This window comes from Streptomyces sp. NPDC014995, from assembly GCF_043080745.1.
In the GTDB taxonomy this organism is placed as follows: Bacteria; Actinomycetota; Actinomycetes; order Streptomycetales; family Streptomycetaceae; genus Streptomyces.
Map to the genome: position 1 here is coordinate 106,132 of NZ_JBIBVX010000005.1, position 11,425 is coordinate 117,556.

7 protein-coding genes and 1 pseudogene are annotated in these 11,425 nt (G+C 76.1%); 4 read left to right on the forward strand and 4 right to left on the reverse strand.

Annotated elements, in window-relative coordinates:
• Positions 1-78: 78 nt before the first annotated feature.
• Genes ACF1A1_RS12215 through ACF1A1_RS12225 form a run of 3 tightly spaced genes read right to left on the reverse strand, consistent with a single transcriptional unit; the run spans position 79 to position 3,155 of the window.
• Positions 79-264, reverse strand: coding sequence for a hypothetical protein (locus ACF1A1_RS12215; RefSeq protein ID WP_391999196.1), 186 nt, complete (start codon positions 262-264; stop codon positions 79-81).
• Positions 265-292: 28 nt separating this feature from the next.
• On the reverse strand, positions 293-661 hold the full coding sequence (locus ACF1A1_RS12220; RefSeq protein WP_391999198.1) for a DUF6479 family protein: 369 nt from the start codon (positions 659-661) through the stop codon (positions 293-295).
• Positions 662-710: 49 nt separating this feature from the next.
• Entirely contained in the window at positions 711-3,155 is a 2,445-nt protein-coding gene (locus ACF1A1_RS12225) for a SpoIIE family protein phosphatase (RefSeq protein WP_391999199.1), read from the reverse strand.
• A 207-nt stretch (positions 3,156-3,362) separates the two neighbouring features.
• Here ACF1A1_RS12225 and lanKC point away from each other — a divergent pair, with 207 nt between their 5' ends.
• From lanKC to ACF1A1_RS12245, 4 genes are all read left to right on the forward strand, one after another.
• The gene (gene lanKC, locus ACF1A1_RS12230; RefSeq protein WP_391999201.1) at positions 3,363-6,029 is read left to right on the forward strand and encodes a class III lanthionine synthetase LanKC; all 2,667 of its coding nucleotides are present in this window, start codon (positions 3,363-3,365) and stop codon (positions 6,027-6,029) included.
• A gap of 50 nt (positions 6,030-6,079) precedes the next feature.
• Positions 6,080-6,196 carry a SapB/AmfS family lanthipeptide gene (locus tag ACF1A1_RS12235; RefSeq protein WP_391999619.1) on the forward strand — a complete coding sequence of 39 codons (117 nt, stop codon included), beginning with the start codon at positions 6,080-6,082 and terminating at the stop codon, positions 6,194-6,196.
• Between the two features lie 83 nt (positions 6,197-6,279).
• Positions 6,280-8,016 (forward strand): ATP-binding cassette domain-containing protein, encoded by a 1,737-nt coding sequence (locus ACF1A1_RS12240; RefSeq protein ID WP_391999202.1) that lies wholly within the window; start codon positions 6,280-6,282, stop codon positions 8,014-8,016.
• Between the two features lie 587 nt (positions 8,017-8,603).
• Positions 8,604-10,751 carry an ATP-binding cassette domain-containing protein gene (locus ACF1A1_RS12245; protein WP_391999621.1) on the forward strand — a complete coding sequence of 716 codons (2,148 nt, stop codon included), beginning with the start codon at positions 8,604-8,606 and terminating at the stop codon, positions 10,749-10,751.
• On the opposite strand, the pseudogene ACF1A1_RS12250 reads toward ACF1A1_RS12245, so the two are convergent.
• Positions 10,674-11,255: pseudogene (locus tag ACF1A1_RS12250) on the reverse strand (LuxR C-terminal-related transcriptional regulator); the annotation flags it as partial. The gene ACF1A1_RS12245 and the pseudogene ACF1A1_RS12250 overlap by 78 nt on opposite strands.
• Positions 11,256-11,425 lie beyond the last annotated feature (170 nt).

Genomic DNA, 11,425 nt, shown 5'->3' on the forward strand with positions numbered 1-11,425 from the left:
TCGCACTCCGGGCCGGCCCCGGTACCGCTGACGGGGCGGTGTGTACCGCCGGATCGCCTACCGCTCGATGCCTACTGCTCAGTCCTCACCCCTGACGATGTTCCCCTCCGGCCAGGGCCGTGTCCCGGGCATGCTGCCGGGGGCCTCCGTGGCCGGTATGCAGGTACGCAGCGCGGGGTCGCCACGGCGCAGACGGCGGGCCCTGGCCCAGCCGGTCTCGGGCTTGCGGGCGGTGGCGGGTTTCTCCTCGGTGTGCGAGGTCACGGCGGCTCATCACCTTTCTCTGTTTCGGTCAGCGGACACCGGGACCGCCGCTGCCGAAGGAACCGCTGGAGCCGGGCTCCCAGCGCGGGCGGCTCTGGTCGTCGCTGTCCCGCCCGCCCGTGGGTCGCAGTTCGTGCGGGGTGAGGCGGGTGCCGTCCGCCGACTGCGGCATCTCGTTGGGCTCGCGCACCTGATGGCTCTCCCGGGCCGGGCCGGACGCGGGCATCCGCGGCTGTTCCTGGGGTCGCGGCGGCGCCGGCTCGCGCCTGCGGACCCGGAAGCCGAGGCGGAAGGCCCAGATCAGGCCGCCCACGAGCACGAGGCCGACGACGACGAAGGCGACGGAGGCCAGCGCGGACCCGGTGGCCGCCAGGTAGGCAGTGGCAATGGTGTCCATGGACGCCGGGTACCCTGCCCGCGCCCGGGAACACCGGCGCGTGCACGGCTCACTCCCCCAGCAGCAACTCGCTCCACACCTGTTTGCCGCCGCTGACCGGCACCGTTCCCCACGTCTCGGACATCGCCTCGACGAGGAGGATGCCGCGGCCTCCGGTGGCCTCCCAGCTGAGGTTGGTCGGTTTGACGGGGGTGCGCGGCGAGGCGTCGGTGACCGCGAGGCGCAGCCGGTGGTTGATCAGGGTGAGGTCGAGGCGGACCCGGCCGTCGGTGTGCACGAGGGCGTTGGTGACGAGTTCGGAGACGACGAGCAGGGCGGCGTCCATCGCGTCGTCGGGGACGCCCCAGGCGCGCAGGGTGCGCCGGCTGAAGCGGCGGGCGTGCCGGGCCGCCTCCGGCACCCGCCACACCGTCCAGCCCTCGCGCAGGGGCAGTACGGCCATGCCGTCGTAGCGCAGCAGGAGCAGGGCGACGTCGTCGCCGCGGTGGGCGTTGCCCAGGAGGGCGTCGGCGACCAGGCCCAGATGGCCGGGGTCGGAGGCGGACAGTCCGTGGGCGAGGCGCTCCAGGCCCTCGTCGATGTCGGACTCGGCGGACTCCACGAGGCCGTCGGTGGTCAGGGCGAGGACGGTGCCGGGCAGCAGCCGCAGCGGGGTCATCGGGAAGTCGGCCTGGACGAGCACGCCGAGCGGGGGGCCGCCGTCGGACTCGGCGATGTCGGTTGAGCCGTCCGGGTGGCGAAGGACGGGCGGCGGGTGGCCGGCGCGGACGCACCAGGCGATGCCGGCCTCCATGTCGAGGTCGACGTAGCAGCAGGTGGCGAAGAGGTCGGTCTCCATCTCCACCAGGAGCCGGTTGGCGTGGGCGACGACCACGTCCGGGGGGTGGCCCTCGGCGGCGTAGGCGCGCAGGGCGGTGCGCATCTGGCCCATGAGGGTGGCGGCGGCGGTGCTGTGGCCCTGGACGTCGCCGATGACGAGGGCGACGTGGTTGTCGGGCAGCGGGATCACGTCGTACCAGTCGCCGCCGACCTCCAGGCCCGCGGTGGCGGGCAGGTAGCGGGCGACGGCGACCGCGCCGGGGAGTTCCGGCAGGCGGCGGGGGAGCAGCTGGCGCTGGAGCATGCCGACGAGCTCGTGTTCGGCGTCGAAGGCGTGGGCGCGCATCAGGGCCTGTCCGACGAGGCCGGCGGAGGCGGTGAGCAGGGCGCGTTCGTCGGGGCCGAAGTCGTGCGGGGTGTCCCAGCCGATGAGGCAGGCGCCGGCCATGCGGCCCGCGCCGGGCAGCGGCAGCACGGCGAGGCCGCCGGGGCCGACCTCGGCGAGGGCGGGTTCGAGAGTGGTGCCGGCCGGCCAGATCTGGGCGCGGCCCGTGCGCAGGGCGGCGGCGAGGGTGGGCATGGCGCGCACGGGGGCGTCGGGCCACTCGGTGCGCCACTCCAGCCGCCACAGATCGGGCCACGCCTCGGGATCGGGCGGGTCGAGGACGGTGACGACGAGGCGTTCGTTCTCCAGCTCGGCGAGGGCGATCCGGTCGGCCCGCAGGGGCGCGCGCAGGGAGGAGACGACGGCCTGGCTGACGTCGCGGACGGTGCCGGCGGTGGCGAGCGCGGCGGCCAGGCGCTGGACGCGGGCCACGTCGGTGACGTCGGAGCGCAGGGTGGAGGCGTCGGCGACGGTGCCGACGAGGCGGGCGGGGTGTCCCTCGCCGCCGGGCTGGAAGCGGCCGCACAGCCGCAGCCACCGGGGCGGGCCGTCCGGCCGCAGAACACGGAACTCCAGCTCGCGCTCGCCGATCGTCATGTGGTCGGCCTCGACCACGGACATCAGCGAGGGCAGGTCCTCGGGGACGGTGCGGCCGAGCAGGCTCTCCACCCGGCCGTCGAACTGCTCCCTCCGCAGGCCGAACAGTTCCAGGATCTCGTCGCCGACCTCGACGCGTCCGCTGTCCACGGCGAGGCTGAAGGCGTCGGCGGGCAGTGCCTCGCCGGCGACCGGGGCGGCGGGGACGGGGAGAGCGACGGCACCGGCGACCAGCTCCAGGCACGCGCGGTCGTCGGCGGCGAAGCCGCCGGGGCTCTCGCTCACGGCCAGCAGGCAGCCGCCGGCGGCGTCGCGCACGGGCAGCGCCGCGAGGTGGACGTCCGGGGCGGGCGTCCGCCGCGACTCGGCACCGTCGGCGAGCTCGTCGGGGCCCAGCCACACTCCCCGCCCGCCGCGGTGGGCCTCGGCGGCCGGGGAGTGCCCGTCGGCGGGATAGCTCTCGCGCAGCCCGTAGAGGGTGCGGGGGACGCCGGCCGAGTCGACCAGGCAGAGCAGCTCGCCCTCGTCGCCGGGCGTGTAGACGGCGGCGAAGGTGGCGCCCGCGAAGACCAGCGCCTGTTCGAGGACGCGCCTCACCCGATCAGGTGAGGCGAGATCGGTTGCGATCGTCTTGAGGGCGACTTCGGCCCGCAGCGTCCTCGTTCCGCGCTCCGCAGCACCCTGACTGACCACGTCCGTATTACAGCGCTTATGAGACGTTCGCGCAGCCCCTGTGACCGTTCGACGGAGGCCGGAAGGAGACGGTGCGGGGGGCTCGGCTCGAAAGGAGCCGAACATGTCTTTACCCATGCGTTCCGCACGGCGATCTGGTGACAGGCGTGACTGTCGGTGGTCCGCGCCCCGCTGGAAGTCTCGTGGCCGGGCCACGGAGGGGGTCGCATGGACAAGCGGTACGAGGTGTACGCGCTGGCGGACGCGCACTTCTACGAGACGCCGGACCGGCTGGCGGGCGCCCGGGAGGCGGCGCCGCTGTACGCGGCGGCGCGCCGGGCGGTGCCCGGGGGCTGGGAGGCGGCGCGGATCGGCGACTGGCTGACGCTGACGCCGCTCGGCGCGGACGGGACGCCGGCGCCGGGGCCGGGCCAGGGCTGGAAGATCCACGCCTCGGCCACCCGGGCGAACGCGGCGGAGATCGCGGAGATCGTGTGGGACTACTGCGTCCCGCGCCGCATCCCGTTCAAGTTCGTGCCGGGCCCGCACCTGCTGCACCTGCGCAACACCAAGTACGCCGCCCGCGACTCCAGCGGCAAGTTCGTCACCGTCTACCCGGCCGACGAGGAGCAGCTGCACACGGTCCTGCGTGAGCTGGGCGCCCTGCTGCGGGGCTTCGAGGGGCCGTACATCCTCACCGACCTGCGCTGGGACGACGGCCCGCTGTACGTCCGCTACGGCGCCTTCGCGCGGATGTTCGTCGTCGACGAGCGCGGCTCACTGGTGCCGGCGGTGCGCGACGGGGACGGGAAACTCGTGCCGGACCGGCGGGCGCCCTCCTTCCAGGTGCCCGAGTGGGTGACGCTGCCCGCGTTCCTGGAGCCGCATCTGGCGGCCCGCAACACCACGACGGTGGGTGAGCTGCCGTACCGCATCGAGAAGGCGCTGCACTTCTCCAACGGCGGCGGGGTCTACGCGGGCACCGATGTGCGCGACGGGCGCAGGGTCGTGCTCAAGGAGGGGCGCCCGCACGCGGGGCTGGCCTCCGACGGGGCGGACGCGATCGCCCGGCTGGAGCGCGAGAAGCGCGCGCTGGAGGCGGTGGCGGGCACCGGGGTGGTGCCCGAGGTGCGGGACTGGTTCACGCTCGGCGACCACCGCTTCCTGGTCATGGACTTCGTCGAGGGGCGGCCCCTCAACGCGTTCTTCGCCGAACGGCACCCGCTGCTCGCCCCGGATCCCGATCCCGAGGCCGTCGCCGCGTACACGGCGTGGGCGGTGCGCGTCCACGGGGCGGTGGAGCGGGCGGTGGAGAAGGTGCACGCGCGCGGGATCGTCTTCAACGACCTGCACGTCTTCAACATCATGGTCGCGCCGGACGAGGAGTCGGTGGTCCTGATCGACTTCGAGGCGGCGGCCCCGGCCGAGGAGAACGGCCGCCAGGTGGTGGCGCACCCCGGCTTCTTCGCGCCGCCGGACCGCCGGGGCGCCGAGGTCGACCGGTACGCGCTGGCCTGTCTGCGGCTCGCCCTGTTCCTGCCGGTCACCACGTTGTTCGTGGTCGACCGGGGCAAGGCGGCCCATCTCGCGGAGGTGATCGCGGAGCAGTTCCCGGACGTGCCGCGGGACTTCCTGGCCGAGGCGGTCGCGGAGATCACCCGTGCCCCCTCCGACGGCGGGCCGGCCCCGGACGGCGGCGGAACCGCAGCGCCCGCTCCGGTCCCGTCGGCCCCGGCCTCCCGGGTGGAGCCCGGCGACTGGCCGCACAGCCGGGACTCGATGGTCAAGGCGATCCTCGCCTCGGCGACGCCGGAACGCGACGACCGGCTCTTCCCCGGGGACATCACCCAGTTCTCCGACGGCGGCGGCCTCGGCCTCGCCCACGGCGCGGCGGGCGTGCTGTACGCGCTCGCGGCGACCGGCACCGACCGCTACGACGAGGGCGAGCGCTGGCTGCTGAAGCGCACGGCCCCCGCCCCGACGGGCACCCCGCTCGGCCTGTACGACGGACTCGCGGGCGTCGCGCACGTCCTGGACCTGCTCGGACACCGGCAGCGGGCCCTGGACCTGGTCGACGGCATCCTGCGCGAACGCTGGCAGAACCTCTCCTCCGACCTGCACGGCGGCCTGGCCGGCCTCGGCCTGGTCCTCGGACACCTCGCCCGCACGACCGGCGAGACGCGGCTGCGCGAGCGGGCCGCGGAGGCCGCCGGCATCCTCGTACGGCGCCTCGGCGAACCGGCCGCGCCCCGGCGGCGGGCCGGTCTGCTGCGGGGCGCGAGCGGACCGGCGCTGTTCCTGCTGCGCCAGTACGAGGCGACGGGCGAGCGGGCGCTGCTGGAGGCGGCGGCGGGCGCGCTCCGCCGGGACCTGGAGTGCTGCGTCCAGCGTGAGGGCGGTGCGCTGGAGGTCGACGAGGGGTGGCGGACGCTGCCGTACCTCGGCGACGGGAGCGTCGGGATCGGCACGGTGCTCGACGAGTACCTGGCGCTCGCCCCGCACGCCCGTGAGGAGTTCGAGCGGGCCCGCGCCGGGATCGTCACCGCCGCCACCTCGCGCTTCTACGCTCAGCCCGGTCTCTTCCAGGGCCGTGCCGGGATGATCCTGCACCTGGCCCGTACCACCGCGCCGGGCGCGACGCGGGACCGGCTGGAGCGGCAGATCGCCGGGCTGGGCTGGTTCGCGATGCCCTACCAGGGCCAGCTCGCCTTCCCCGGGCACCAGATGATGCGGCTGTCCATGGACCTCGCCACCGGAACGGCGGGCTGTCTGCTGGCGCTCGCCGCGGCCCTCGACGAGGGCGCCGACGCCCACCTGCCCTTCCTCCCGTGCCCTTCCTCCCGCCGCCGCACCGGCGGCCCACCTGACGCGGCTCCGCGACCGACGGAGTCGTGACCAACCCGTCCCCACGGGACGAACATCCGAACGGACGAAAGGACATCACGATGGCCCTGCTCGACCTGCAGACGATGGAATCCGACGAGCTCACCGGGGGTGGCGGCAACAGCACCGTCAGCCTGCTGTCCTGCATCAGCGCGGCGAGCGTCCTGCTCTGTCTCTGACGGGCACCGCGTGATCGACGCCCCGGGCGGCTCCCCCGCGAGGGGGGCCGCCCGGGGTCCGTCCCGCCGAGGAAGGACGTCCCGTGGAGCGGACCACCCGTGAGCTGCTCGGCGCGGCGGCCCGGCACAGCGGGCCGCGCTGCGTCGCCCTGTGCCTGGTGACCGCGGCGGCGACCGGCGCCGGGCTGCTGCTGCCCGCCGCCCTGGGCCGCGCCCTCGACCTGCTGCTCGCCGGGGAACCGGCGACGCGCTGGGTGCTGACCTGCGCGGGCCTCGTCCTGCTGCTGACCCTGCTCGACGCGTGCGAGACCGTGCTCGGCGGCACCGTCGACGCCCGGAGCACCGCCTTCCTGCGCCGCCGGGTGACCGGACACGTCCTGGCCGTGGGCCCCCGCCTCACCCTCCGCTTCGGCTCCGGCGACCTCGTCGCCCGCCTCGTCGGCAACGCCGCCCAGGCCGGCACGTCACCCGCGGCCCGCGCCGCGCTGCTGGCCGCGCTCGCCGGGCCCGTCGGCGGGGTGATCGCGCTGGCCCTGATCGACCCGTGGCTCGCGGCCGTGTTCCTCACCGGCGCGCCCGCCCTGACCCTCCTGCTGCGCCGCCTCGCCCGTGACACCTCCGCCTGCGTGGCGGACTACCAGCGGGTGCAGGGGCGGATCGCGGCGGCGCTCGCCGAGGCGGTCGCGGGCGCCCGCACCATCCGCGCGGCCGGTACGGCCGACCGGGACACGGCCCGCGTGCTGCGGCCGCTGCCCGAGCTGAGCCGGGCCGGCCGGCGCATGTGGCACGTCCAGGGGCGGGCGGCGGCCCAGGCCGTCGCCGTGGCGCCGCTGCTGCACCTCGGGGTCGTCGCCGTGGCGGGTCTCCTCCTCGCCCGGCACCGCCTCTCCCCCGGTGACGTCCTCGCCGCGTCCCGCTACGCCGTCCTCGCCACCGGCGTCGGCGTGCTGGTCGGCCGGCTCTCCGGCCTGGTCCGCGCCCGCACGGCGGCCGACCGCCTCGGCGAGGTCCTGGCCCACCCGGCCCCCGCGTACGGCGAACGCCGCCTCCCGCCGGACGGTCCGGGCCGCCTGGAGCTGCGCGGCGTGACCGCCCGGCGCGGCGGGCGCACCGTGCTCGACGGCGTCGACCTCGTCGTGCCCGGCGGGACGACCCTCGCCGTCGTGGGCCGCTCCGGCGCGGGCAAGTCACTGCTGGCCGCGCTGGCCGGACGGCTCACCGACCCGGACGCCGGGGAGATCCTGCTCGACGGCGTCCCGCTGCCGGACCTGTCCCGGGCCGAGCTGCGCACGGCGATCGCCCACGCCTTCGACCGCCCCGCCCTCCTCGGCACGACCGTCGGGGACACCATCGGCCTGGGTCTGCCCCGCCCCTGCCCCGCCCGGGTCCGGGAAGCCGCCCGCACGGCCCGCGCGGACGACTTCGTCCGCCGCCTGCCCGCCGGCTACGCCACCCCCTGCGCCGAGGCCCCGCACTCCGGCGGCGAGGCCCAACGCCTGGGCCTGGCCCGCGCCTTCGCCCGCGGCGGCCGCCTCCTCGTCCTCGACGACGCCCTCTCCAGCCTCGACACCGTCACCGAGCACCAGGTCACCGAGGCGGTGTTCGGCTCCACCGCCACCGGCACCCGGCTGGTCGCGGCCCACCGCGCGACCACGGCGGCCCGCGCCGACGCGGTGGCCTGGCTGGACGGGGGACGCGTACGGGCGGTGGGCACGCACGCCGAGCTGTGGCGCCAGCGGGAGTACCGGTCGGTCTTCGGCGCAGACACGGGCACGGCCGCGGAGCCCGACCCCGTCGACGCCCCGGCGGTGCACGAGTGAGCGCCCGGGACGGGAGCAGCCGGGGGCCGCAGGAGAGCGAGCACACCGACGGCGGCCCCGGCCGGCCTCTTCGCAGCCACGGCGGTGCTGGGGCGAGCACCCGGCACGAGAACGGCCAGGCACCACAGGCCAGCGAACACACCGACGGCCGAGGTCCTGGCCGGCCCCTTCGCGACCACAGCGGTGCCGGACGGAGCGCTCGGTACGAGGATGGCCAGGCACCACGGGACAGCGAACACACCGACGGCGGAGGCCCCAACCGACCCCTTCGCAACCACAGCGGTGCCGGGCAGAGCCCCCGGCACGAGGATGGCCAGGCACCACAGGACAACGAACACACCGACGGCCGAGGCCCCGACCGGCCCCGCACAGACCCCGGCGGTCCCGGGCGGCGGAGCGCCCGGGACGAGGACGGCCAGGCACCACAGGAGAGCGAGCGCACCGGCGCCTGCGGCCCGGACCGGCGACGCACGGACGACGACGGAAGGGGGCTGAAGGCCCGGAGCAAGCGCGGCCGTGCGACGCAACGGGGCGGGCATGCCCGTGTCGGCGGCCCGGACCGGCTCCGGCATCGGGCGGTCCGCTTCCTGCGGGCCCGCCCCCGCGTCCTGCTGCGGCTCGCGGGCTGGTCCGTCCTCGAGGCCGCGCAGACCTTCCTGCTCGGCTACGCCCTGGCGCGGGCACTGGACGACGGGTTCCTGGCCGGGCGGGCCGGCGTGGGGCTCGGCTGGCTGGCGGCGGCCGGAGTCGGCGTGCTCGTCGGCGCGTACGGGACCGGGCGGGTGTACCGGGCGGTCGCGGCACTGGTGGAGCCGCTGCGGGACCGGCTCGTCACGCGGGTGGTGGAGCGGGGGGTGCGGGAGGGGGACGGCGGGGCGCTGTCCGGCCTCACGCAGCAGGTGGAGATCGCCCGGGACACCTTCGCGGGCCTGGTGATGGTCTCCCGGTCGTTTCTCTTCACGTCCGCCGGCGCGCTGGTCGGCCTGTTCTCGCTCGCCCCTGCCCTGCTGCTGGTCGTGCTGCCTCCGCTCGCCGCCGGGGTGGGCCTCTTCGCGGCGACCCTGCGCCCGCTCGCGCGACGTCAGGAGGTCTTCCTGGCCGCCGACGAGTCCCTCGCGAGCGGCCTGGGAGCCGTCTGCCCGGGGCTGCGGGACGTCACCGCCGCCGGGGCGGAGGAACAGATCGCCGCGGACCTCGGGGAGCTCGCCGACGCCGAGCTGCGGGCGGCCCGCTCGCTGGCCCGCTGGGGCGTCGCCCGGGTGGCGTGTCTGGCGGTCGGCGGGCATCTGCCCGTCGTCCTGCTCCTGGCGGCCGCCCCCTGGCTCCTCGCCCACGGCACCACCCCCGGCGCCCTGGTCGGTGCCCTCGCCTACGTCACGCAGTCCCTCCTGCCGGCCCTGCACAACCTCATCCACGGCCTCGGCACGAGCGGCTCCCGACTGACGGTGGTACTGCGGCGCCTGAGCCCGCCTCCCGCCCCGGCCGCCGTCCCGCCGAGCACCGCGGGCCGGGAAGCCGTCGGGCACCCCCGGCCGACGGAAACCTCACACCCCCCGGGCAACGCACCCCACCGGCCGCCCACCCCGGCACCACGCACGGTCGCCTCGGGCCTGCGAACGGGCACCGACGACCAGAGGACCGGCAGGCCACCCCGACCGACCGACACCCCACACCCCCCAGCCAGCGCGCCCCACCGGCCGCCCACCCCCGCACCACGAACAGTCCCTGCACCCCCCGACCCCGCCGACCTCCCATCGAGCACCGACGACCAGCAGCAGACCGGCAGGCCACCCCGACCGACCGACACCCCTCATCCCCCACCCGACGGGCACCACCGCCCGGCCACCCCGGGGAAGCACGCACTCCCCTCGCCCCCCGCCCTCTCCCTCACCTCCGTCACCTTCGCCTACGGCCCCGCCTCCGCGCCCGTCGTCGACGGGCTGAGCCTCGGCCTGCCGGTCGGGGGTCACCTGGCCGTCGTAGGGCCGAGCGGGAGTGGCAAGTCCACGCTCGCCGGGCTGGTGGCCGGGCTGCTCGAGCCGTGGCGGGGGGAGGTGCGGGTGTGGGGGCGGCCCGTGTCGGAGGCCACCGCGTGGCGGGTGCTCATTCCGCAGGAGGCGTACGTCTTCGGCGGCACCCTCGCCGAGAACCTGGGGTACCTGCGGGCGGACCCGGTGCCGGAGGCCGAGTTGCTCGCCGCGGCCGAGGCCGTGGGGCTCGCCCCGCTGCTCGACGGGCTCGGCGGGCCGGCGGCCGTCGTGGATCCGGCCGCGCTGTCCGCGGGCGAGCGGCAGCTGATCGCGCTGACCCGCGCCTACCTGTCGCACGCCCCGCTCGCCCTGCTGGACGAGGCCACCTGTCACCTGGACCCGGAGGCGGAGGAGCGGGCGGAGCGGGCCTTCGCCGGGCGGCCGGGCGGCACGCTCGTGGTCGTGGCCCACCGGATCAGCTCGGCCCGGCGCGCCGGGCAGGTGCTGGTCATGGACGGGCCGCGCACGGTGTGCGGCACGCATGCGGAGGTGCTGCGGCGGTCCCCGCTCTACCGGGAGCTGGTCGGCCGCTGGGAACCCTCCTCACAGCCAGCCCTGCCCCTGCGAGATGCGGATGGCGTCGATCCGGTTGCGGGCCCCGGTCTTGCGGGTGATGGCCGCCATGTAGTTGCGCACGGTCCCGTGGGACAGGTGCAGGCTCCCGGCGATCTCCGCGACCGAGGCGCCCTCGGCCGCGAGGGATAAGACGTTCAGCTCCCGCCGGGTCAGCGGCATCTCGGCGGCCTTGAGGAAGCCGAAGCCCAGCGACTCGCTGACGAAACGTTCCCCCAGGGCGACCTTCCGGATGCCGCGCAGCAGTTGTTCCGGCGACCCGGCCTTGTCGACGTAGCCCAGCGCCCCCGCCTCCAGCGCCCGCTTCAGCAGGCCCGGCCTGTTCCCGGCCGCGAGGACGAGAAGGCGCGGCACCGTCCGGCCGGCGCCGCGCGGGCACAGGTCGCCCAGGGGCGGGGTGCCGTACGCGTCCGCGTGGTCCAGGTCGGCCGCGCACACGTCGGGCCGCAGCGACCGGACGCGGCCCGGCGCGCTGCGCCACGGTGTGTCGTCCACCCGCAGGTCGGGCTGCGCGGACAGCCACTGCGCGAGGACCGATCGCACCAGACACCCGTCGTGCACCAGAAGTACCCGGATCACTGCCCGCCCCTTCGACTCAATGTTCCGTCGGTTCCCTGCTGGTGAGAACGTGCCCATTGTTGGGTCCCGGGACCGTCTCCGGGCGCGAAGAACCGGCCATCGGGATGCGCGGGGGCGCACGTGCGGCGCCTGTACTCCGTCCCGCGCATCGAGTCAGGGGGCATGCCTTCCCGCCGACGGGGTACGCGGCGGCGCCGCTCGCCGTGCGCTCGGCGCCGTCAGGGGGC

Excerpts from the sequence above, each read along its gene's own strand:
- ACF1A1_RS12220 (WP_391999198.1), bottom strand. The coding sequence starts at position 661 with ATGGACACCATTGCCACTGCCTACCTGGCGGCCACCGGGTCCGCGCTG.
- lanKC (WP_391999201.1), top strand. The coding sequence starts at position 3,363 with ATGGACAAGCGGTACGAGGTGTACGCGCTGGCGGACGCGCACTTCTAC.
- ACF1A1_RS12235 (WP_391999619.1), top strand. The coding sequence starts at position 6,080 with ATGGCCCTGCTCGACCTGCAGACGATGGAATCCGACGAGCTCACCGGG.